Source organism: Phyllobacterium phragmitis (assembly GCF_002980495.1).
GTDB classification, from domain to species: domain Bacteria; phylum Pseudomonadota; class Alphaproteobacteria; order Rhizobiales; family Rhizobiaceae; genus Paramesorhizobium; species Paramesorhizobium phragmitis.
On sequence record NZ_PVBR01000002.1, the window covers coordinates 376,962 to 399,482 of the forward strand.

Below are 22,521 nucleotides of genomic sequence, written 5' to 3' on the forward strand. Positions count from 1 at the left end.
AGAGAAAAGAACTCGCTATGGATATGGTAGAAAAAGTACGGCAGGCACTGCTCGCGTTTGGACATGAAGACAGCATTGCTGAATTCCCGGCAGGCACACATAGCGCTGCCGATGCGGCGGCGGCAGTCGGCTGCTCCGTCGCGCAGATTGCCAAGTCGATCGTGTTCCGGGCCGGTGACAATGTCATTCTGGTAATCGCTTCCGGCGCTCACCACATCGACCGGAACAAGGTTTCGTCCGTGATTGGCCAACCCGTAAAGTCCGCCGATGCTGCATGGGTGCAGAGCAAGACAGGATTTGCCATAGGTGGCGTCGCCCCCGTCGGCCATGACTGTCAGGTCACCACCATCATCGATAGCGAGTTGCTTTCGCTCGATCCGCTTTGGGCTGCGGCGGGGTCTCCAGTGCACGCATTTCGGACGACGGCGGAGCAACTGATCCAGCTCACCAACGGCGGGGTGGCTGAGGTGCGTCAGGCTTGATTTCCGGCTAGCCTCGCGTGTTCGCCTCAACTTCTGCTCTCGAGATTCCGGTTTAACCGGTCCGCGCCGATTGACAGCTCAAGCCAAAATATGACAGCAGGGCCGGCTTCTTCTCAAAAAAACTGTGGCTTTTCCGGCACACAGAACGAGCTATTTTTAGTACCTCCAACGCCGGTTCTTCGCCACGGTTTACCCCCTGACGCTTCCACTAGCATTTACCGCTTCCCGATTTTCGGCAACAAAAAGCCCGCTAAGTCGTTGACTTAGCGGGCTTTAATTTGGTTGCAGGGGCGCGCAAATACCGATGCCGACATTCGCTTTCAGTGCCTGTGTGACGCTTTGGCCCCCCAGCATACCTAATTGGGGCTTGCCGCAGCTCAAATCAGATACATAGGCTGGGCATCATCGACTTGCACACAATGAAACCGGCAAGGAGCCGCAGCGATGTCCGACAGCAATTTTGTGGCCACGCTGCAGGAATGCGGAGCCCTGCCACGTGGAAGTTCGGATGTTTTGTTAAGCGCTCTCATGACGCCACCGCTTTTCGTCGGCCATATAGGTGGCCGACGAAATTGCCAGAACGATCATCGAAGCGTCAAGGCCCACGTCTTCGGCCATCAACCTTCGGCCGACGTCGAAACGTCAATATGGCGATCCGCTGGTTCGGGCTCGAAGAGACCCTTTTTCATGACGAACCTCACCCAGATCGCGGCCAGGACGGCGCCGGCCAAAAGCGTGCCGCCCGCCACCGAGAACACCGTCTTGGTGAGTTCAGGCGACGGAGATGCCTTGTAAATGGCATAGAGCATCCCGGCAATGCCGACGATCTGCGGGAGCGGATAGAGTGGCGTTTTGAAGGGCCGGGCAATTTGCGGATAGCGTCGCCGCAGAACGATGACATCGATATGGGCGATGATATAGGCGATGAGCCATGCGATGGCGGCTCCGACAAGCAGCAGCAGGATCGCGTCGGCTTTTACACCGTAGACGAGGATCGGCAGCGCCGTGACGAGCGCCACCAGGATGATCGCCACCCAAGGGGTACCGTATCGGGGGTGGAGCTTGCCAAACATTGCGAAGGTCTGGCCGTTCTGCGCCATGCCATAGATCATGCGCGGAACCGCCGCCAGCGAGGTGTTGACCGTGCTGCACGTGGCCGTGAAGGCGGCAACGGTCAGGAATATCAGCCCGGTCTTCCCCAGCACGGCCTCGACATAGGCATAGTGCGGGAGCGGCGAGGATGCCAGCGTTGCCGTCGGCACATAACGCAGCGCGCCCCAGCAATAGAGCAGATACATGACCATGATCACCGTGGCACCCGTGATCATGGCGCGCGGAATGGTCCGGACCGGATCCCGCGTCTCCTTGACGAGAGGACAGGAAAATTCGAGTCCGACAAAGCCCCAGATGGCGACCGCAAGCAGGGCAAGCATGCCGCCACTGAACGGTCCGACGCTCTCGGTCACCAAATCCACCGGTCGCGGCATGCCGACGCCGGTGAGCGCGATGATGCCGAGCAGTGTGATGGTAATCACCATGATGAAGGAGAGCGCGGACTGCACCGTGGCGAAGACGTCAATGCCCATGATGTTGAACACCGTGAACAGGGCAAGCAAGCCCAGAAGCACCAAGCCGGGCGGCAGTTGAAGCCCCGTGATTTCCACCAGCATCAGTTCGATCAGAACCAACTCGGCGGAAAGCGCAAACATGGCGACGACGAGATAGCCGGAGAACACGGCAACGATCGCGGGAAAGTTCCCGATCGCCACCTCGGTGAAGGTGGCTAGACTGCCGGGGCTGCGGAACATCAGCGTCAGCTCCGAAAAGGAGAAGACGTAGGTCAGCGCCAGCACATAAGCCAGCAAGATCGTCATCAGGAAGCCATAGCCCCCGAAACCCGCGCCCTGCAGCATGATCACCATCACGCCTTGCGAGACGACGAGCCCGACACAGACCGCAAGCTGCGACCAGAAGCCGAGCGATCCCTTGAGATGGCCGGCATTTTCGGCCGGCCCGGTATCATTGATCAATTCCATTTTCGTTCCCCTTTTGTATATAGACGGGCATCGGATCGAGGATGAATGCCTGTCAACCGATACGCATTTCCATCATTCCAACTGCTTCTCCAGATCAGGAACCACCTCGAACAGGTCACCGACGATGCCATAATCGGCAACCTGGAAGATCGGCGCTTGCTCGTCCTTGTTGATGGCGACGATCACCTTGGAATCCTTCATGCCGGCGAGATGCTGGATCGCGCCGGAAATACCGCAGGCGATATAGAGATCGGGGGCGACGACTTTGCCCGTCTGCCCGACCTGCCAGTCGTTCGGCGCATAACCGGCATCGACAGCGGCGCGTGAGGCGCCCACAGCCGCCCCTAGCTTGTCGGCGACGGGCAGGATCACTTCCCTGAACTTCTCCGAGGAGCCGAGCGCGCGGCCGCCCGAGATGATGATCCTGGCCGAGGTCAGTTCAGGGCGGTCGCTGGCGGCGATCCTGTTCTCGACAAAGGTTGAAAGTCCCGGATCGGCAGCCGCCTCGATCCTTTCCACCGGCACTGACTCGCCTTCACCGGCGGGCTGGAATGCCGAGGTGCGCACCGTGATCACGTGCTTGACGTCGGTCGATTCCACCGTCTCGATGGCGTTGCCCGCATAGACCGGGCGCTTGAAGGCGACGGCATTCACGACCTCGATCACATCGGAAACCTGCATCACGTCGAGGAAGGCGGCCACGCGCGGCATCACATTCTTGCCGGTGGTCGTCGCCGCCGCCACGAAGCTATCGTAGCCATCGGCAAGCGTCCGGATGGTTGCGGCCAGCGGCTCGGCGAGTTGCTCCTTCAGGGCCACACTTTCGGCAAGCAGCACCTTGCGCACGCCGGCGAGCTTCGCTGCGGCGTCCGCCACCGCCTGTGCGCCCTCGCCCGCCACGAGGATATCGACCTTGCCCCCGATCTTCTTCGCCGCCGAAAGGGCCTTTGCCGTCTGGTCAGAGAGCAACTGATTGTCGTGCTCTGCAATGAGGAGGATTGTCATGGTTCTGTCCTTCCTGTCGCGCGATTACAACACGCCGGCTTCGTTCTTGAGCCGGCCGACGAGCTCGGCCACGAAGGCGATCTTGATGCCGGCCTTGCGTTGGGCCGGCTCCTCGGTCTTAAGCACCCTGAGCCGTGTCTTCACCTCGACGCCGTAGTCCGCCGGGCTCTTTTCATCGAGCGGCTTCTTCTTGGCTTTCATGATGCTGGGAAGCGAGGCATAGCGCGGCTGGTTAAGCCTCAGATCGGCCGTCACGATTGCCGGCAGCTTCAGTTCCACAACCTGCAGACCGCCGTCCACCTCGCGCGTGACTGTCGCTTTGCCTTCACCGATCTCCACCTTGGAAGCGAAGGTGCCCTGTGCCCAACCCAGAAGGGCAGCAAGCATCTGCCCGGTCTGGTTGGCATCGTCGTCGATCGCCTGCTTGCCCAGCAGGAACAGGCCGGGCTTCTCCTGTGCCGCTACGCCCTTCAGGATCTTGGCCACGTCGAGAGGCTCGACGGCCGTGTCTACCTTCACCAGGATGGCACGGTCGGCGCCCATGGCGAGGGCTGTGCGCAGCGTTTCCTGCGCCTGCGCCGGACCGATCGAAACGGCCACGATCTCCTCCGCCTTGCCGGCTTCCCTGAGCCGGATCGCCTCCTCAATCGCAATCTCATCGAACGGATTCATCGTCATCTTGACATTGGCAAGCTCGACGCCGGTGCCGTCCGCCTTCACGCGCGGCTTGATGTTCGCGTCTATGACCCGCTTTACAGGCACGATCAACTTCATAGGCTGGTTTCCTCCAGGGATTCGGTCTCTATTTGCGTTTGGCCCGCTTCATCGCCCATATGCGAGAGGGCGTGAGTGGCAAGAAGAAGGAGGTGTTTCATGACGTCGTCCCGGCAGTGGGGCCGAGCATCGCCTGCGGAATGAGTGCGCGCTCGATTTCCTCATGCGTCATGACGCCGAGTTCAAGGGCAGTTTCGGCAATCGTTCGCCCGGCGGAGCTCGCAGCCTTGGCCACCGCTGCGGCCTTTTCATAACCAATATGCGGAACCAGGGCCGTGGCGAGCACTAAGCTGCCACGCAGCAATTCGTCACAACGCGCTACATCCGGCTCGATTCCGCTGACACAGCGGTCGCCGAGAACGGCGAGCGAACGCGTCAGAATCCGCATGGACTCAAGCACGTTGAAGATCACCACCGGCTCCATCGCGTTCAGTTGCAGCTGACCTGCCTCTGCCGCGATCGTGACCGTGAGATCATTTCCGATCACCTGGTAGGCGACCTGATTGACGACCTCCGGGATGACGGGGTTCACCTTTCCCGGCATGATCGATGATCCCGCCTGAACGGCAGGCAGACGAATCTCGCCAAATCCCGCACGCGGCCCGCTGCTTAGCAGCCGCAAATCGTTGCAGATTTTCGAAATCTTCACGGCGATGCGCTTCAACACTCCCGAAAACGTCACAAAGGCCCCCAGATCGGACAACGCTTCCACGCGATTGCGCGCCTCGATCAGCGTGTATCCGGAGATTTCCGAGAGATATTTGACGGCCAGCGCCGCATATCCCGGCGGAGCATTGACACCGGTGCCCACTGCGGTGCCGCCAAGATTGACTTCCTTCAGAAGCTCTCCGAGCTGGATAACACGCTCCACATCCTCGTTGATCGTCGCGGCAAAGGACGCAAACTCCATACCCAGCGTGATGGGAACCGCGTCCTGCAACTGCGTTCGTCCGACCTTCATGATGCTGGAAAACGCGGCGGCCCGCTCCTCGAACGCCTGGCTCAAACGCCTCTGCTCCACGCAGAGCGGCTCGCATCTCTGGAGCGTCGCGAGGCGGATGGCAGTGGGATACACGTCGTTCGTTGATTGCGAACGGTTCACATGGTCGTTCGGATGGAGAAGACCGTAATCGCCATAGGAGTGGCCAAGCTTTTTCAGCGCGAGGTTGGCGATCACTTCGTTGGCATTCATATTGGCCGATGTCCCGGCGCCGCCCTGGATCATGTCTACGACGAAATGCTCATGATGCCGGCCCTGGATGATTTCGTCACAGACCTCAATGATGGATTGGGTAAGCTCGGGCGCCAGTACTCCGAGGACCCGGTTCGCCAGCGCCGCCGCTTTCTTGACCATCGCGAGAGCGCGCACCAACTCAGGGAAATGGCTCAGCCGCACATCGGTGATCGGGAAGTTCGTCAGCGCACGGGCCGTGTGGATCCCGTAAACGGCATCGTGCGGCACGGGCAGGTCGCCGAGCGAATCCGTCTCGATCCGGAATGCACTTTCGGCCTGCACCCTCATGCCTCCCTCATGCTGAGCAACTGCTTCAGCATTCCTCAAATCGAACGGGCGCCCAATTATCGTTTGCCGACGCAATGCTGAGGCGCAGCCTAATCGTGAGACGTGGGGTTCCATGATCGGCTGCCTCGGCACGGAGGAGCGGCCGGCGCTTCGGCATGCTGCGCGTATCGACACCGGTCGCAGCGTTTAGGAACAACCTAACCATCACCACATGAAATCGTAATTTTCGCCGTTTCGCCCCTCCGGTAGACCAACGTTCAGACGCAGACGAATGCGCAGATGTCGGGAGAAGCCAGAAAGGGCGCGAATATGTCAGTTGAAGAAGTAGACACGCTTGTTGTTGGTGGCGGCCAGGCCGGATTGGCCATGAGCGAGCATCTGAGCAAATGCGGCATACCTCACCTCGTCCTCGAGCGGCATCGCATTGCCGAGCGATGGCGCTCGCAAAGGTGGGATTCACTGGTTACCAATGGTCCTGCCTGGCATGATCGCTTTCCGGGGATGGAGTTCCCCGGTGCCGATCCCGATGCCTTCATCCATAAGGAAGCCGTTGCCGACTATTTTGTCGCTTATGCCAAAATGATCGCAGCACCCATCCGGTGCGGTATGGAAGTCAAGGAAGTTCGAAGAGACGTTGGCCAGCCGGGATTCCGCGTCGAGACCTCGACGGGTGTGATCGCGGCAAAGAGCGTGGTTGCCGCCACCGGGCCATTTCAACGTCCCGTCATCCCCCCTGTGGTCCCCGGGGATGCAGGACTGGTGCAGATACACTCCAATACCTACCGCAATCCTCATCAGCTGCCTGAAGGTGCTGTACTGGTGGTCGGCGCCGGGTCTTCGGGCGTGCAGATCGCCGACGAACTGCTGCGAGCGGGCCGAAGCGTCTTTCTGTCGGTTGGTCCGCACGACCGTCCTCCGCGCGCTTACCGCGGGCGCGATTTCTGCTGGTGGCTGGGGGTCCTCGGCAAATGGGACCTCCAGACTCCCAGGCCTGGCATGGAGCATGTCACTATCGCGGTGAGCGGTGCGCGCGGCGGCGAGACAATCGACTTCCGGCGCCTTGCCGCACAGGGAATGACCCTCGTCGGCTGCACGAAAGGGTACAACGACGGCGCCATTACCTTCGCACCGGATCTCGCCGAAAATATTGCCCGTGGCGATGCCAACTACATAACGCTGCTGGACGAGGCCGATGCCTATGCCGCGCGCAATGGCCTCGACCTTCCGGAAGAGCCCGATGCCCGCAAGATCGAGGCAGACCCTGAATGCGTGACGGATCCGATTCTCGATCTGAACCTGGCTCGCGCCGGAATAAGGTCGATCATCTGGGCTACCGGCTTTACCGTCGATTACAACTGGCTCAAGGTCGATGCGTTCGATGAAAACGGCAAGCCGAAGCATCAGCGGGGCGTCTCAGTGGAACCGGGAATCTATTTCCTGGGGCTGCCGTGGCAATCGCGGAGGGGGTCCAGCTTCATCTGGGGTGTCTGGCACGATGCCAAATTCCTGGCGGACCATATCGCAACCCAGCGTAAGTATCTCGCATACCATGAAGCTGCGAAACGCAGGCCCAACGATCATCACAACTCAACGGCCGATAATTCGCAATCAACAGAGATCACGCGTTCGACCCGTACTCCTGCCCCAGTCGGCGACAAAGCCTGAACGTTCGTGCCCCGATCCATGGAGACCAAAATGGCGCATACGCGAATTCGCAAGTTCAACACGAAAGACACCTATCCCGAGCAGAACCTCGACAACGATCTCTGTCAGGCAGTGGTAAGCCAGGGCGGCAGGATCGTCTGGCTACGCGGCCAGTGTCCGCAGAATCTGGACGACGCGGAAAATATTGACAGCCACGATCCCGTCGAACAGACGCATAAGGTCATGCAGAATATCAGGCAGCTTATCGAAGAAGCAGGCGGGAATATGGAACATCTGGTGAAGGTCGTGGTCTATCTGACCGATGTCCGGCATCGCGAAGCGGTGTACCGCACGATGGGCGAATACATCAAAGGCGTGTATCCCGTTTCGACCGGCCTCGTCGTCCAGGCGCTGGCGCGGCCCGAATGGCTGGTCGAGATCGACGCAACCGCCGTCATCCCGGAGTGACCCCATGACCTTTTCGCTCGTAGCTCGCTGTCGCGATACCGGCATGTTCGGTATCGCCATCTCCTCCTCCTCTCCGGCGGTAGCGGCGCGGTGCGCCTATGCGCGTGCTGGCGTCGGCGCGGTAGCCTCCCAGAACGTGACGGATCCGACCTTAGGGCCTCTCACACTCGACCTGATGGAACAGGGAATGAGTGCCGAAGTCGCCATTGCTGAGATGAAGAAGCAGAGCAAGTTCATAGAGTACCGGCAAGTGCTCGCAGTTGACTGTAAAGGTCGAACGGCAATCTATTCCGGCCCTAACGCCCTTGGTATCTGGGCCGAGGCGCGGAGCGAAAATGTCGCCTCGGGCGGAAACCTGTTGGCCAATGATGGCGTTCCGCAGGCCATTGTCGATGGATTTCTCACCTCATCAGGCCATCTGGGGGATCGCTTGATAGCCGCGATGCGAGCCGGTCTGGCAGCTGGTGGCGAGGCTGGCCCGGTGCATTCGGCGGGGCTCAAGCTCGTCGACAAGGTGAGCTGGCCTGTCGCCGATCTGCGCTGCGATTGGACCGATGGCTGCCCAATCGAGGCGATTGCAAAGGCCTGGGATATCTACAAACCCCAACTGGAAGCCTACGTGCAGCGCGCGCGCGACCCGCGTCAAGCCCCGTCCTATGGCGTGCCTGGGGACGAGTGAGACCGGGATGAATGTCGCCCCCGATCAGAATCAATGGCCGGCCGCCGACGCTACGGCCACTCCGTGACCCATGACTTTGAAGGCTGCGTGGTTGCGGTCGGCGCCCATGGTAATTGGCGGGCGCGGCCTCTGGAGGCATCCCAGGTGAATTCAGAGATAAAGGCTTTTGGCCGCCTTCGATGACAACAACTCCTTGGCTGGCCCTTCCTGGGCCACCCTCCCCTTGATCAAAACATATCCGCGATCAGCAATGCTGAGACCCATCTCGGCATTCTGCTCTATCAGGAGAACCGTCGTTCCCCGGCGATGAATTTCCTGGGTGATTTCGAAATACTCGCCAATCAGCTTGGGCGAAAGCCCCAAAGACGGCTCGTCCATGACCACGAATTTGGGCTCGCCGATCAGCGCGCGCGCCAGCGCCACCATGGCCTGCTCCCCACCCGACAACGTACCTGCCGCCTGTCGCAACCGCTCACGAATACGCGGAAACAGGCTCGACATTTTGTCGAGCTGGGCCTCGAAGTTCGGCCGGCCGCCGGAGACGGCGTCGTAGCCAAGGCGCAGGTTCTCGATGACCGTCAAGCTGGGAAATAGCCGCCTCCCCTCGGGGACGAGGCCGACACCGAGTGCGGCGAGGTTTTCGGTGCCAATCGTCGCGAGATTCTTGCCCATCACCTCGACCGCGCCTCGCTGCGCACGCACTACGCCGCAGACGGTCATGAAAGTGGTGGTCTTGCCGGCGCCATTCGGCCCGAGCAGACAGACCAGCTCCCCCGCGCGGACGCTCATCGTCACATCGCGCAGCATTGGGACCGCACCATAGGTGGTACCCACGTCCTTTAGATCAAGCATGGGCGGCTGCCTTTCCCAGATAGGCTTCCTGTACGCGAGGATCAGCGCGCACCGTCTCGAAACTGCCTTCGGCAATACGGCTTCCGTAGTCGATGCACATCACCCGCTCGGGAAAGGCATCAACGACACGCATATCGTGCTCGATCAGGATCACGGACAGTTCCGGATGCTCGGAGCACAGCCTTTTGATATCGGCCACCAGCCCATCCGTTTCGGTGTCGTCCATGCCGACCGATGGCTCATCGAGCAAGATCAGCTTGGGCTGCGAGGCGAGCGCACGGGCGATTTCCAGCCTGCGCCGGTCCGCCTGGGCCAGCGTTCCGGCAAGGCGACTGCGCTGTTCGTAGAGATCGCCGGACCCGGCCTGCAGCAGCGTTTCCGCTTTCTTGACGCAGGCCGCCATCTCGTGGCGCGAGGAGCCGGGGCGGAAGAGTGCGTCCAGAACGCCGGTCTTGGTGCGCGTATGCATGCCGATGATGACATTGTCGAGGACGCTGAGATCCGAGAACAGGCGCGACGACTGGAAGGTACGGGCGATCCCTCGCTTCACCACCTCGTAGGACGGCTTGCCGGTAATGTCGGCGCCGTCGAACGTCACCCGCCCCACCGTCGGCTTGTAGACACCGGTCACGACATTGAACAACGTCGACTTTCCGGCACCGTTCGGCCCTATCACCGCCAGCACCGAACCCTTTTCGACAGAGAAGGTGACGTCGTTCAGCGCAACCAGCCCACCGAAACGTATGGTGAGGTTCTCGACCTTGAGAAGCGCGCTCATCGATGAACTCCATATTGACGCAGACGCTGAGGGAACAGTCCCTGCGGACGGATCATGAGGAAGCCGATGACGACAACACCGAAGAACAGCAGGCGATAGTCCGAAAAAGCACGTAGCTTCTCGGGCAGAATTGTAAGAAGGAACGCCCCGATGATCACGCCGAATATGTTGTCCATGCCACCGACGATAACCATCGTCATGATGGTGACCGAGACCAGAAAGGTGAAGTTGTCGGGTGAGATGTAGGAGACGTAGAATGCGTAGATCGTGCCGGCGAAGGCCGCGAGGAAGGCATCGACCGCAAAAGCCAGCACCTTATACCAGGCGACGTTGATACCCTGCGCCTTGGCGGCGATCTCGTCCGCGCGCAGCGCGTTCCAGGCAAGTCCGATGCGCGAGCCGTGGAGACGTTGCGCCGTCACGATGGCCACCACCACAAGTGCTGCGGAGAGATAGTAGAAATTCGCCTGGCTCGGAAGCTTCCAGCCGAACACTTGTAGCGGACTGGCAAAGGAATGGCCGAAGAGGCTCGGTGCGGGGATGCCGACCAGACCATTGGGGCCGCCTGTCCAGTCGAAATTGTTAAGCAGTTGCTGCACGACCACGCCGAAGGCGATCGTGACAAGCGCGAGGTAGGTATCGCGCGTGCGCATAGAGGGGATACCTATGATGAAGCCGAACAAGGTCGCGGCCAGAGCGGCAATGGGCAGCGTCAACCAGAAACTCATGCCGAAATTAAGCGCCAGCAGTGCCGATGCATAGGCGCCGATTCCATAGGAAGCGCCGGTGGAAAAGTTCGGGATATTGGCACTGCCGAGCTGAAAATTAAGCGCCAGCGCCAGCACCGCGTAGAGCTGCGCCACGATCAGCAGATGCAATATATAAGTGTTGGAGCCCACCAGGAACGGAAAGCCCAGCACGATGACGGCAGCCGTCGCTGTGGTGATCAGCGGAACGCGCGTCAAGCTCGCCATGACGAAGTCGTTTATCCAGGGAAACCGTTCCAGCAGGAAGAAGCCGACACCGAGCAACACCAGGAGCCCTATCACCTGCCAGCCTCCATCGGCCTTGAGTAGTGCGTAGAGGAAGGCGGCGCCGCAAAGCTGTGACAGGATTGTGAATGCGGTTGCCGCAGCGGCCCCCGGGGCCGCGGACGAAGCTGAGCGTCCCATTTGTCAGACCTTCTCCATGATGGTGCGCCCGAGCAGGCCGGCGGGGCGAAAGATAAGCACGACAATGACAAGGACGAAGACGAAGACGAGCCGGTAGGACGCCCCGTCTGGTACGAAGGTCTGGGCCAGCACCTCGATGCCGGCGATGATCAGACCTCCAGCGATGGCGCCCGGCATTGAACCCAGTCCACCGATAACCGCGGCCGAGAAGCCGAGCAGACCGGTCATCACGCCAAAATCAAAGCGTGTGACGCCCGCATAGCTTGCGAAGAGCAATCCCGCGATCGCGCCGATCGCAGACGCGATGAAGAAGGTCGCCCGGAAGACGCGGTCATCGCGTATCCCCATCATCCGCGCGACAACGCGGTCCTCGGATGCGGCGCGGATGCGCAGGCCAAGCGGGGTCAGCCGCAGGAAGACGAACAATAACGCCACCAGCAGCGTCGTCAGCCCGACGACGAGGAGCGAGAACCAGCTTATCGGCACGCTGGTGATTTCGAATGCCACACCTGACACCAGGCGCGGAAAGGCATGCGGGTTTGAACCTTGCGGATAGAGATGGCGAATGAGTTCACGGATGACGATGCCAAGCGCTACTGTTGCCACCAGCGCCATCATGGCTGGCGCGTCGCGGAAACGACGAATGACGACCTTGTCGAGTACGGCGCCGATCAGGCCAACGGCAAGTACCGCTGCAACAACCGCCAGAACCAGCCAGGCAGGCCCAGTAGCCCCCAGGGCTGCGGCAAGCCCCTGCGCTGACGCCAGCGCGATGAACGGTGCTGTCATCGCCACGTCGCCGTGGGAGAAATGAATGACGTTGAGAACGCCGAAGATGAGGCTGAATCCTATAGCGAGCAACGCGTAGATACAGCCAAGGGTAATCCAGTTCACTGATTGCTGGACAAACAGTTCCACCATCCGTTCCGCCTCTTTTTATAATTGAGAGGAGAACTATCAGTGATCCCGGCCAGCGCCCATAATGAATCTCCGAAGTCACGGATAGCAATTTCCGAATTTCGCGCGGGGCCGCAGGTAATTAGAGTTCACCGCATCCGGCGATAACGACCGGCAGACCGCAGGTAGTGTGGTAGATAATCCCTTTAGAGGTGGAACATGAAAACCAAGCTGAAAGCGCTCAAAAGCGTATCCTTCTTCATTGCCAGCTCCGTGCTTGCGCTTGCATTAAGCGTTGCTCATGCCCAGGCCGAGCAGATCAAGCTGGGCTTCATCGGGCCGTTGTCGGGCGGCAATGCCCAGCAGGGCCTCGGTGCGCGCAATGGCTTCCTGCTGGCTATCGAGCAGGCCAATGCCGATAGCTACCCATATGAGGTGGAGGCTGTGGTCCTCGACGACGCGTCCGATCCAAGTGTTGGCGTATCGGCCGCACAGAAGCTGGTGAACGATCCCGCGGTCATCGGCGCAACCGGACACTGGAACAGCCCCGTCGCCCTGGCGACGATGCCTGTCTTCAATCGCGCCCAGATGCCGTTCATCATCTGGGGCGCCGTCAGCCCCAAGATCACCGAGCAAAATCTTCCCAATGTGACGCGCGTCACACCTACGCTCGTCAATGAGAACAAGCCGCTCGCCGAGGCGATCATCAAGGATGGCAAGGCCAAGAAGATCGCGATCATCTCCGACACCTCGGATTACGGCGCTGCCAACACCAAATGGTTCACCGAGTTCTTCACGGCCGCTGGCGGCGAGATCGTTTCGTCCGATGCCGCGGCAGTCGGAACGACGGATTTTCGTGCCATGCTCACCACCGCCAAAGCGGCGGCGCCAGATGCCATCTATTTCGGCGGCGTTGTAACCGAAGCGGCGCTGGTGCGCAGCCAGACGGCAGATCTCGGCATGGGCTCGCTCCCGATGTATGGTATATCCGGGATCTTCGATCCGAAATTCATCGAGATCGCCGGCGCTGCTGCCGAGGGCACGATTGTAGGCACACCATCGGTGCAATCCAACCCGAAGCTGGAAGCGTTCGAAAAGGCTTATGAGGCCAAGGGCTTTGCCGAACCTGCGGGATCTTATGCAAAATATGCCTATGAGGCGGCGCAAATCCTCCTCGCGGTCATCAAGGAGCACGGCATTGAGGACAAGGAGGCGCTGAGTCAGGCCATCCGCAGCATTCAGCATGACGGAATACTCGGCAACATCTCCTTCGACGAGAACGGCCAGATAAACATGGCGGTGGAGATAGACCTGCACGTCGTTCGCGACGGCAAATGGGTCGATATGTAAGGCAGTATCGGCCGCCGCGCTGCTATCGATGGCAGCGCGGTCACTTACGAAGGCGATCCAACCGCACCCTACGATGAACAGTCCCGCCAATCGGGGTTTATCAGCAATCAGGACTTCAAAATGAGCGAGCTCAGCCATAAAGACTGGATCGAAAAGGCGTCACAAATCCGTTTCCGTGACAAGGCATTTATCGACGGGCGGTTCATCGAATCCAGGTCGGGGAGAACATTCGCCAGCGTCAATCCGGCAACCGGCGAAACGCTAGCCGATGTCGCCTCTTGTGGAGAAGAGGAAGTCAATCTCGCCGTAACCGCTGCCAGGCGAAGCTTCGAGGCGGGCATATGGTCACGTGCTACGCCGGCTCATCGCAAGCAGGTGTTGCTTCGCCTGGCGGAACTGCTGCGAGAAAACCTGCACGAGCTCGCCCTCCTGGAATCGCTCGATATGGGCAAACTGGTCAAAGATGCGGCGGCCGTCGATGTACCGGGTTCGGCTGGGATCTTCCAGTGGTATGCCGAGGCCATAGACAAGGTCTATGACGAGATCGCGCCGACAGGCGAAGGCGACCTGGTGCTGGTACGGCGCGAGCCGCTCGGCGTTGTCGGCGCAGTGGTGCCGTGGAACTTCCCCCTCGACATGGCGACATGGAAATGCGCTCCCGCGCTTGCGACGGGCAATTCAGTCGTGCTCAAGCCGGCTGAACAGTCGCCGTTCTCGGCACTAAGGCTCGCAGAACTCGCCATGGAAGCCGGGTTGCCCGCAGGTGTGCTCAATGTGGTCCCGGGCCTCGGCGAGACTGCCGGTCAGGCGCTGGGACGCCATATGGACGTCGATTGCCTCGCCTTCACCGGCTCGACGGCGGTCGGCAAGATGTTCCTGCAATATTCCGGCCAGTCGAACATGAAACAGGTGTGGCCGGAGACCGGCGGCAAGAGTCCTAACCTGGTGTTCGCCGACTGCTCTGATCTGGATGCGGCGGCAGACATGGCCGCCTTCGGCATATTCTTCAACCAGGGAGAAATATGTTCGGCCAACTCAAGGCTGCTTGTGGAGCGCAGCATCAAGGATGCGCTGCTCGAAAAGCTGGTGGAGCGGGCGGAGGCAATGCAGCCGGGAAACCCGCTTGACCCGGCTTCGAAAATGGGAGCGATGGTCGATGCCCGTCACACGGCAAACGTCATGCGCTTCATAGAAGCGGGCAAGAAGAATGCGCGCCTCGTCGTCGGCGGTGACCAGATTACTATCAACCGGCGGGGCAGCTACGTGCAGCCCACCATCTTCGACAATGTGACGCCAAACGATGCGCTCGCTCGCGAGGAGATCTTCGGTCCCGTACTGTCAGTCATCTCTTTCGACGACGAGGAAGAGGCGGTTCGGATCGCCAACGACAGCATCTACGGTCTGGCTGCGTCGTTGTGGACCGACAGCCTGTCCCGCGCGCACCGTATCGCCAGTCGTCTGCGCGTCGGCACGGTTTCAGTCAATACAGTCGACGCACTGAGCCCGATGACACCGTTCGGCGGCTTCAAGCAGTCCGGCTTCGGGCGGGATCTGTCACTTCATTCGCTTGAGAAGTACACCGCACTCAAGACCACCTGGATTAAGCATTAAAAGGATGTGATCGCTTGATTACAATACAGAAACCGGCGATATAGCCATCCATGCCGCTCCGCTTTACGCTTAGACAGCTGGAATATTTCGTTGCCGTGGGCGAGGCCGGCTCGATAGCTAAGGCTGCAGAACAAGTTAACGTCTCGCCACCATCGATCTCGGCATCGATCGCCCAACTCGAAGAAGAGTTCGGCGTTCAGCTTTTTGTTCGCAAACATTCCCACGGCCTGTCGCTCACCGCAGGCGGACGGGTCTTCCTCAAGCAGGCTCAGCGCCTGCTCGGCGATGCGGACGCTCTTCACGATATTGCTGCCGATATCTCTGAAAAGGTACGGGGCCCGCTGGCAGTTGGCTGCTTGCTTACTTTCGCGCAAATCGTTCTTCCCGCGCTTCGCAGGAAATTCGAGGATGCTTTCCCGGAGGTGCGTTTCAGGCAGGTCGAGCGCCATCAGGGCCAATTGCTCGAGATGCTGCAGCGCGGTGAGATCGATGTCGCGTTGACGTATGATCTCGAACTGTCGCAAGACTTGACGTTCGAGCCACTGATGCAATTACCCGCCTATGCCATGCTGCCAGCCGGGCATCGTCTCGCGTTACAAAAGGGCATTACTCCCGAAGAACTCGTCGATGAACCAATGGTTCTGCTCGACCTCCCCTTCAGCCGCGAATATTTCCTCTCGGCGTTTCAAAATAAAGGTTTGAGGCCAAACATCACTGAGCGTACAGGAGACATAGCGCTGATGCGCTCCATGGTGGCGAGCGGGTTCGGCTACGGCATTGCCAATATGCGGCCACTCAATACGATGTCTCCCGACGGCAAGCCGCTGGTTTTCGTCCCGCTGGAAAGCGATTTGAAGCCGCTCACCATGGGCGCGGCAATGCCCAACGCCGAGCACAGAACACAGACGGTACAAGCATTTCTCGATCATTGCCGCCGCTTCGTCCTCGAACAGGGGGTGTTCGGCACGGAACGTGTCGTCAAATGAGAAAAGGCAGTACTACGCCTCGAGATTAGGCTGCGCCGAAGCAGAGCTTTCGCAATCCTGTCTTTTCTTCGGTCTCATGGTTCCTATGCTGGCGCAAAACAGAATGGGAGGTAGGATTGCGCGACCCTAGATACGATATACTCTTCGAACCGATGCAGATTGGCCCGGTAACGGCCAAGAACCGTTTCTATCAGGTACCTCACTGCAATGGCGGCGGATACCGCGACCCCTCAGCTGCCGCCGAGATGCGCGGCATCAAGGCCGAGGGAGGCTGGGGCGTCATCTTCACCGAGCAGTGCGAAATGCACCATACGTCGGAGATCACCCCCTTTATCGAGTTGCGGCTTTGGGAGGACAAGGATATCCCGCAATTGCGCCGGATGTCGGAGAAGATGAAGACGCATGGCGCGCTGGCCGGAATCCAGCTCGCCTATTCGGGGATCAATGGCCCGAACCTCTATACGAAAGAGGTGCCGCTAGCGCCATCGGCCCTGCCCATCCGCACCTTCACCAATGATCCGGTGCAGGCGCGGGCGCTGTCCCTATCGGAAATCCGTGATCTGCGCCGCTGGTTCGTGACCGCCGCCAAGCGTTCGAAGCTTGCCGGCTTCGACCTCATCTGCCTTTATGGCGCGCACGGGTTCGGCATCTTCCAGCACTTCCTCAGCCGCGCGACCAATCAGCGGACCGACGAATATGGCGGCAACCTGGAAAACCGCGCCCGTTTCGTTAACGAAGTGGTCGCCGATATCCGCGACGCGGTGGGCGACACGATGGGCATCGCCCTGCGTGTCAGCCTGGACGAGACCATCGGTGAACTCGGCTTCTCCAATGCAGAACTGCGTGACTTCATCGAGATGAACCGCAACCTGCCCGACCTGTGGGATCTGGCTCATGGCACATGGGAGGATTGCTCCGGCCCCTCACGCTTCAAGGAGGAAGCCGCGCAGGAGCTGCTGGTTCGCGGCATTCGCGAACTGTCGGACAGGCCGATGGTCGGTGTCGGCCGCTTCACCTCGCCTGATGTGATGGTGAAGATGATCAAGTCGGGCACGCTGGACTTTATCGGCTGCGCGCGCCCGTCGATCGCCGATCCGTTCCTGCCGAAGAAGGTCGAGGAAGGCCGGATCGAGGACATCCGCGAATGCATCGGCTGCAATATCTGTATCACCGGCGACATGACCATGTCGATCAGCCGCTGCACCCAGAACCCGACCTTTATGGAGGAATGGCGCAAAGGCTGGCATCCGGAACGCATGAACGCAAAGGGCGACAGCGATAGTGTGCTGGTGGTGGGATCGGGGCCCGCCGGACTGGAGGCCGCCTGGGCACTGTGCAGGCGCGGCTATGACGTCGCCGTCGCCGAGGCGCGCACGGAAATCGGCGGGCGCGTCGCGCGCGAGAGCAGGTTACCCGGATTGAGCGCCTGGGGCCGCGTCAAGGACTATCGCGAATATCAGTTGCGCCAGCGGCCGAACGCCGAAATCTACCTCGACAGCCGCCTGACCGCCGACGACGTGATGGCCTTCGGCTTTCAGAACATCGCCATCGCCACCGGTGCCACCTGGCGCCGCGACGGTGTTGCCCGCCAGCACGTCGTGCCGATGAAGATCGCCGAGGGCGCAGCCGTCTACACGCCCGACGATCTGATGGATGGCAACATCCCCGGCGGCAATGTGGTGATTTTCGACGACGACCACTATTACATGGGCGGTGTTCTGGCCGAATTGCTGGTGCAGAAGGGCGCCAAGGTCACTTTGATCACGCCCTCCGCCTATGTCTCGGACTGGACCAGAAACACGCTGGAACAGGGAACGATTCATGCCCGGCTCGACGCGCTGGGCGTGAACATCGTCCTGAACCGCGGCGTTGCCGAAATCGCGGTGGATCATGTCGTCAGCAATTGCGTCTATACCGGCAAGACCTGCCACTATCAAGCGGATGCGGTGGTGATGGTCACCTCGCGCAGCGGCAACGATCAGCTATATCGGGATTTGATGTCGCGGCAGAACGAATGGGCCGATGCCGGCATCAGGTCGGTCAAGGTTTTTGGCGATGCGGAAGCTTCCGGGCCGATTGCCTGGGCTACCTATGCCGGCCATCGCTACGCCCGCGAACTGGATTGCGAACCGCGCGGGGATGCCCTGCCCTTCCGGCGGGAAATCACTGAACTGGCCGCAGAACATACGCCCTCCCCGGAGTTATGCCTTCATGACTGATACGGCCGCGCCTTATGCAGCCACGCTCGAACTGTTGGAGCGGCTGATTGCCTTCCCTACAGTCAGCGCTGAAAGCAATCTGGACTTGATCGATTTTGCTGATGCGCATTTGATCGGGGCCGGCTTTCAGACGCATCGTCTGCCTGATCCTTCCGGGCGAAAGGCGGGGCTGCTGGCGCGGCTTGGCCCCGCCGGGCTGGGCGGTGTTCTCTTGTCGGCGCATAGCGATGTCGTGCCGGTGGAAGGCCAGCACTGGACCCGCGCGCCGTTCCAATTGACGCGCGAAGGCGGCAGGCTCTACGGCCGGGGCACGACGGATATGAAGGGCTATCTCGCGTCGATGCTGTCGCTGGCCGCACGGGCAGCGAAACAGCCACCCGAGCGGCCGCTGATGCTTGCGATCTCCTATGATGAGGAAGTCGGCTGCGCCGGCATCCGGCAGATGCTGCCGGGATACAAGGCGCTGGGCTGGCAGCCGGAACTGTGCATCGTCGGCGAGCCGACGGAGATGCGGTCAGCCACCGGGCACAAGGGCAAGGCTGCATTCGTGGCGACGTGCCATGGCAGCGCAGGCCATTCCTCTCTTGCACCACGCTATGTCAATGCTCTGCATATCGCTGCCGAGTTCATCGGGGTCCTGCGCCGGATACAGGACGACTATGCGGCCTCGTCTGCGCAGGATACAGGGTATGACGTGCCGTACTCGACTGTCCATGCAGGGCGGATGCAGGGCGGAACTGCGTTGAACATCGTCCCGGATCATGCCCGCATTGAGTTCGAGCTGCGCCACCTGCCCTTCGATACGCCGGACGATTTTCTGTCGCGGCTGCGCCAAGAGGCGGATCAGATTCTACACCCCTTCCGCGCGCGGGATGGAGCGGCGGAAATCAAAATGGAGGCCACCAATTCCTATCCCGGCCTCGAGATCGCACCGGACCACGAAGCGGTCCGCCGTGTGGGAGCACTGAGCGGCTCGCATGAGGTGATCAAGGTCACCTACGGCACAGAGGCCGGCTATTTCGCACAGTTCGGCATCCCCACTGTGGTCTGCGGGCCAGGCGACATGGAGGGCCAAGGTCACAAGGCCGACGAATATATCACCATGGAACAGCTTGGCAGCTGTGACCGGATGATGGACCGCCTGCTGATACAATTGGGTGCCTAGTCGTTTCAGTCATGACTCCAGCTTCTGACATTGCGCTACGATGATTAAAGAGCAGCCATTCAACGTTTCCCATGAAATGACCGCAGGATTTTTTCAAACTGACATAGTAGTCCGTGCCTCTCAATCTGCGGCAAGAACAGAGGCCCGCGAGGTCGGCGAGACGGCGGGCTTAGCGGTAACGATCTTCGACAAGGTCGTGGCCGATCCCCCGGAAAGCGTCGTGTATGGTTGTGTCGAAGAAGCGTGATCTCGTTCCACCTCCCTTGTTTGTAGGTTTAGAAACCCAGTCATTCGGTATCTCGCTTGGTTTGACTATCTTATTCCCAACCGCCGCCGCCCTCTCAATCTTCTCCAGCGCCTTAATCTTATCCGCCGTCTTGATTGCGCCGGTGGCAGTTCCGGCAGCGGGTGCCGCAACCTTGATGGCGAGATCGATGGCGAGACGGACAGATATTTTCCCGCCGCTTCGTAATTCCCATTGGCGAGGGCCTGCAGATAGAGAAGCGACTGCTCCGAAAGACTGTCGGCGGTAGCAAAGCCATATTTCGCCGCAGCCGCTACGGGATCATAGGCAATCTCCATCGCCACGCCGGAAATGACCTTGGCCATGCCGGCCGGATCGGAGACCAGCACTGCAAACTCTTCGCCCCGAGACAGCGCACCGGTGGCGATGCCGCGACTGGGCGCATCGAATGCTTTTTATGATTTCCTAATGACGATCTTAAAACACTCCTGATTCTCGCGACCATATAATGCCAAGAAACTCCTAGCGGATGCGATTGATTTTTCGACTTCTTGCGAAGACAGTGATGAAAAGCCAGCAACGTCATCTAAATCAGGCATACTCACGCCGCCATTACATATAAATCTTTCAACTCCATAAATAAAAACGTCTCGTTGCTCACATTCATGAATGAAACGAAAAGCTTCTTCTATGGCAAGATACTTCGTTTCCATCGCCTCCTACCTCACTTAAAAGGTGACTTCCATTTGGGATCGGTGCGATCTGAAACTTGAACAATGCCCCCTGTTCGATCATTTAGTCATCCCGCTTCCATTTTCATTTTCACTAGTAAATCTCTGATGACCGAGGCTCTCAAGCGGATTGCGATCCAGCTTGGCGATGAAAACGAAATCCAAGCCTCTTGAACTTCCGGAAGCTTATTAATATCATCAAGAAATTCTATGATGTAATCTGACAAGAATTTCCCGACCTCCGCAGAATTTTCGACTACCCATTTCTCTACTCCTAGATCATCAATTCTATTACACAACTCATCTGGCGAGGAAATTTCCGGCCCAATGCCAAACCAACTCCTTTTCTGGAATTCAGAATCGGAAAATTCTGTGAATAGCTCAATTAGCAGTTCTAACTTGTCAGCCATCAATCAAACCTAAAATCCGAAAAAGGAATATGAGCCGCTGGATCATTACTGGCAACAGGATTGCCATTCACGTCAACAATCCGACCGTTATTGGATCTAATAACATATGGACGTTGCTGAGCTGGATTAGGATGATTTATAGCCTGCAAAACAGTCATATTTCTCCAAATCCAATTTAAATCCATACCGCTGATAAATCTTCTCATTAGCCTCTGTGTTAATTTGGTATTCTCCATATAGAAGCGGATCTTCATCCAGCACGTTTAGCGTTTCACGAAAAAACTGAAGGTCGCTATCTTCGAGTTGCAACATATTAACAAGGTCATCACCGTCTCGTTGAAAAAGACTAATTACTAGATAAACCCCCATCATAATACCTCATGTCTTTGTGCTTCGTCCTGGTTTAGGAGGCTTCGTTCGCTTTCCAGTCTTAGGATCATACTCACCCAAATGCTTCTTTCCGGTTTTATCATATTTCTCTAAGGCACCATGCTGGTAATCCCATTCATAGATATTCCCCTTATTGTCATACCAGCGAGCTCGTCCTCCAATTGGCTTGCCTGGCGTTAACCCTGGAAAGCCGGTTATTTCGCCAGGCGCTTTCGGCGGCGGGAAATACTTCTGATCTCCGTTGCCACTATTGTTCGAACTCAGCACCACATTCGACAAACCCGCTTTCTTGAGAGTCTGCTGCATGTCACCCAGCATTCCCGGCGTCATCAGTTGCGTGCCAATCATGCCGCTGGTGAGGAGAACCGCTCCGCCATCGTCGTAGACTTCAACGGTCAGGCTTGCCCTTGTGCCATCCGGGTATGTGACCAATATCTGCCGGGTCGGCTGATCTCCATTGCCAGTAACAAGGACTGTGCTGCCATCACTCCCTGTGAACTTCTGATTAATCTCCTGACCGGTAGCTGTCGTCGAGGCCAGCAGGAAGGCACCCGCCAGCCCTGCAACCGCTGCACCAGTGGCACCGATAATCCCGCGCACAACGGCAGTCATCTGCCGGTAATCCGACAGACAGTCCATGGCTTGGGTAGGCGTGAAATACTTTAGCTGTCCACTTGATAACGTAACGGCACATGCAGCCTGAGCCCGGGCCGGCGTCACGATCCAGTTGAAGATGTTGAAGTCGACAGCCCCTTGCCGGCCGCATTGTTCAAGTTGCGCCTGAACCTTCGGATCGTCGAGGAATGGGAATATTTCCTTTGAAAGCGCGGCTTGCTCGGGCGTTCTCTTGCCGTCCCGAACCATCTGGTCAAGCGCGTCGCCGAATGTCTCGGCAATGGTCTTCCCCGCTTCCAACGCCTTCTTTACCGAATTGTTCGACAGGTAATACTCGATCTCAACATGCTCATCCCTCGTGATTTCATAGGCCTTATCCGGATCGCGGTTGAGCGCGGCGAGGTCTTCGGTCCTGCCTTCGGCCTCTAGTTCTGCCTGCTTGTCCTTGTCCCGGATGGTGATCTCGCCCTCGCCCACCGTGGCGCGGACTT

Annotated in this window: 24 protein-coding genes and 1 pseudogene; 10 read left to right on the top strand and 15 right to left on the bottom strand. The window is 59.0% G+C overall.

Annotation, left to right across the window (positions count from 1 at the left end):
• The first annotated feature begins 17 nt into the window (after positions 1-17).
• Entirely contained in the window at positions 18-482 is a 465-nt protein-coding gene (locus C5748_RS03990) for a YbaK/EbsC family protein (RefSeq protein ID WP_105740612.1), read from the top strand.
• 617 nt (positions 483-1,099) lie between these two features.
• Here the strand turns inward: C5748_RS03990 and C5748_RS03995 are convergent.
• From C5748_RS03995 to C5748_RS04010, 4 genes are all read right to left on the bottom strand, one after another.
• Positions 1,100-2,518, bottom strand: a complete 1,419-nt coding sequence (locus tag C5748_RS03995) for an APC family permease (RefSeq protein WP_105740613.1) — start codon at positions 2,516-2,518, stop codon at positions 1,100-1,102.
• A gap of 72 nt (positions 2,519-2,590) precedes the next feature.
• Positions 2,591-3,523 (bottom strand): electron transfer flavoprotein subunit alpha/FixB family protein, encoded by a 933-nt coding sequence (locus C5748_RS04000; protein WP_105740614.1) that lies wholly within the window; start codon positions 3,521-3,523, stop codon positions 2,591-2,593.
• 24 nt (positions 3,524-3,547) lie between these two features.
• Positions 3,548-4,297, bottom strand: coding sequence for an electron transfer flavoprotein subunit beta/FixA family protein (locus tag C5748_RS04005; RefSeq protein ID WP_105740615.1), 750 nt, complete (start codon positions 4,295-4,297; stop codon positions 3,548-3,550).
• A 97-nt stretch (positions 4,298-4,394) separates the two neighbouring features.
• Entirely contained in the window at positions 4,395-5,819 is a 1,425-nt protein-coding gene (locus tag C5748_RS04010; protein ID WP_105740616.1) for an aspartate ammonia-lyase, read from the bottom strand.
• Positions 5,820-6,128: 309 nt separating this feature from the next.
• On the opposite strand from C5748_RS04010, the gene C5748_RS04015 reads away from it, so the two are divergent.
• From C5748_RS04015 to C5748_RS04025, 3 genes are read left to right on the top strand one after another with little or no spacing between them, the layout of a single operon-like run.
• Positions 6,129-7,484 (top strand): flavin-containing monooxygenase, encoded by a 1,356-nt coding sequence (locus tag C5748_RS04015; protein WP_105740617.1) that lies wholly within the window; start codon positions 6,129-6,131, stop codon positions 7,482-7,484.
• Positions 7,485-7,514: 30 nt separating this feature from the next.
• The gene (locus tag C5748_RS04020; protein ID WP_105740618.1) at positions 7,515-7,931 is read left to right on the top strand and encodes a RidA family protein; all 417 of its coding nucleotides are present in this window, start codon (positions 7,515-7,517) and stop codon (positions 7,929-7,931) included.
• Positions 7,932-7,935: 4 nt separating this feature from the next.
• Positions 7,936-8,610: a DUF1028 domain-containing protein gene (locus C5748_RS04025; RefSeq protein WP_105740619.1), complete on the top strand. Its 675-nt coding sequence runs from the start codon at positions 7,936-7,938 to the stop codon at positions 8,608-8,610.
• Between the two features lie 150 nt (positions 8,611-8,760).
• Here C5748_RS04025 and C5748_RS04030 read toward each other — a convergent pair whose 3' ends face one another.
• Genes C5748_RS04030 through C5748_RS04045 form a run of 4 tightly spaced genes read right to left on the bottom strand, consistent with a single transcriptional unit; the run spans position 8,761 to position 12,333 of the window.
• Positions 8,761-9,417 carry an ABC transporter ATP-binding protein gene (locus C5748_RS04030; protein ID WP_245428770.1) on the bottom strand — a complete coding sequence of 219 codons (657 nt, stop codon included), beginning with the start codon at positions 9,415-9,417 and terminating at the stop codon, positions 8,761-8,763.
• A gap of 37 nt (positions 9,418-9,454) precedes the next feature.
• Positions 9,455-10,240, bottom strand: coding sequence for an ABC transporter ATP-binding protein (locus C5748_RS04035; RefSeq protein ID WP_105740621.1), 786 nt, complete (start codon positions 10,238-10,240; stop codon positions 9,455-9,457).
• Entirely contained in the window at positions 10,237-11,412 is a 1,176-nt protein-coding gene (locus C5748_RS04040) for a branched-chain amino acid ABC transporter permease (RefSeq protein ID WP_105740622.1), read from the bottom strand. The genes C5748_RS04035 and C5748_RS04040 overlap by 4 nt, the downstream gene beginning before the upstream one ends.
• Positions 11,413-11,415: 3 nt before the next feature.
• On the bottom strand, positions 11,416-12,333 hold the full coding sequence (locus tag C5748_RS04045) for a branched-chain amino acid ABC transporter permease (protein WP_105740623.1): 918 nt from the start codon (positions 12,331-12,333) through the stop codon (positions 11,416-11,418).
• Positions 12,334-12,528: 195 nt separating this feature from the next.
• Here C5748_RS04045 and C5748_RS04050 point away from each other — a divergent pair, with 195 nt between their 5' ends.
• The 6 genes from C5748_RS04050 (at position 12,529) to C5748_RS28140 (ending at position 19,887) form a co-directional block, all read left to right on the top strand.
• Entirely contained in the window at positions 12,529-13,659 is a 1,131-nt protein-coding gene (locus C5748_RS04050) for a branched-chain amino acid ABC transporter substrate-binding protein (RefSeq protein WP_105740624.1), read from the top strand.
• Positions 13,660-13,779: 120 nt separating this feature from the next.
• A complete protein-coding gene (locus C5748_RS04055; RefSeq protein ID WP_105740625.1) occupies positions 13,780-15,270 on the top strand; it encodes an aldehyde dehydrogenase in 1,491 nt (496 codons plus the stop codon).
• Positions 15,271-15,320: 50 nt separating this feature from the next.
• A complete protein-coding gene (locus C5748_RS04060) occupies positions 15,321-16,256 on the top strand; it encodes a LysR family transcriptional regulator (RefSeq protein WP_105740626.1) in 936 nt (311 codons plus the stop codon).
• Between the two features lie 116 nt (positions 16,257-16,372).
• Complete coding sequence (locus tag C5748_RS04065; RefSeq protein ID WP_105740627.1) at positions 16,373-18,475, top strand: oxidoreductase; 2,103 nt, start codon at positions 16,373-16,375, stop codon at positions 18,473-18,475.
• Entirely contained in the window at positions 18,468-19,640 is a 1,173-nt protein-coding gene (gene argE / locus C5748_RS04070; protein ID WP_105740628.1) for an acetylornithine deacetylase, read from the top strand. Before C5748_RS04065 ends, argE begins: the two co-directional genes overlap by 8 nt.
• A 40-nt stretch (positions 19,641-19,680) precedes the next feature.
• Positions 19,681-19,887 carry a hypothetical protein gene (locus tag C5748_RS28140; RefSeq protein ID WP_105740629.1) on the top strand — a complete coding sequence of 69 codons (207 nt, stop codon included), beginning with the start codon at positions 19,681-19,683 and terminating at the stop codon, positions 19,885-19,887.
• Positions 19,888-19,952: 65 nt separating this feature from the next.
• Here the strand turns inward: C5748_RS28140 and C5748_RS27770 are convergent, their stop codons facing one another.
• The 7 genes and pseudogenes from C5748_RS27770 to C5748_RS04090 form a co-directional block, all read right to left on the bottom strand.
• Positions 19,953-20,273: a hypothetical protein gene (locus tag C5748_RS27770; RefSeq protein WP_146119473.1), complete on the bottom strand. Its 321-nt coding sequence runs from the start codon at positions 20,271-20,273 to the stop codon at positions 19,953-19,955.
• Positions 20,274-20,339: 66 nt separating this feature from the next.
• A complete protein-coding gene (locus tag C5748_RS27775) occupies positions 20,340-20,597 on the bottom strand; it encodes a hypothetical protein (RefSeq protein ID WP_146119474.1) in 258 nt (85 codons plus the stop codon).
• Between the two features lie 11 nt (positions 20,598-20,608).
• Positions 20,609-20,674: pseudogene (locus C5748_RS29380) on the bottom strand (hypothetical protein); the annotation flags it as partial.
• A 9-nt stretch (positions 20,675-20,683) separates the two neighbouring features.
• A complete protein-coding gene (locus C5748_RS04080; protein ID WP_105740630.1) occupies positions 20,684-21,025 on the bottom strand; it encodes a hypothetical protein in 342 nt (113 codons plus the stop codon).
• Positions 21,025-21,261 carry a hypothetical protein gene (locus C5748_RS28145; protein ID WP_158259805.1) on the bottom strand — a complete coding sequence of 79 codons (237 nt, stop codon included), beginning with the start codon at positions 21,259-21,261 and terminating at the stop codon, positions 21,025-21,027. Before C5748_RS28145 ends, C5748_RS04080 begins: the two co-directional genes overlap by 1 nt.
• Entirely contained in the window at positions 21,152-21,397 is a 246-nt protein-coding gene (locus C5748_RS29385) for a DUF7683 domain-containing protein (RefSeq protein ID WP_425350197.1), read from the bottom strand. Before C5748_RS29385 ends, C5748_RS28145 begins: the two co-directional genes overlap by 110 nt.
• Positions 21,398-21,403: 6 nt before the next feature.
• Positions 21,404-22,521 (bottom strand): colicin E3/pyocin S6 family cytotoxin (locus C5748_RS04090; protein WP_245428773.1); only part of this gene is annotated, 1,118 nt, incomplete at its 5' end.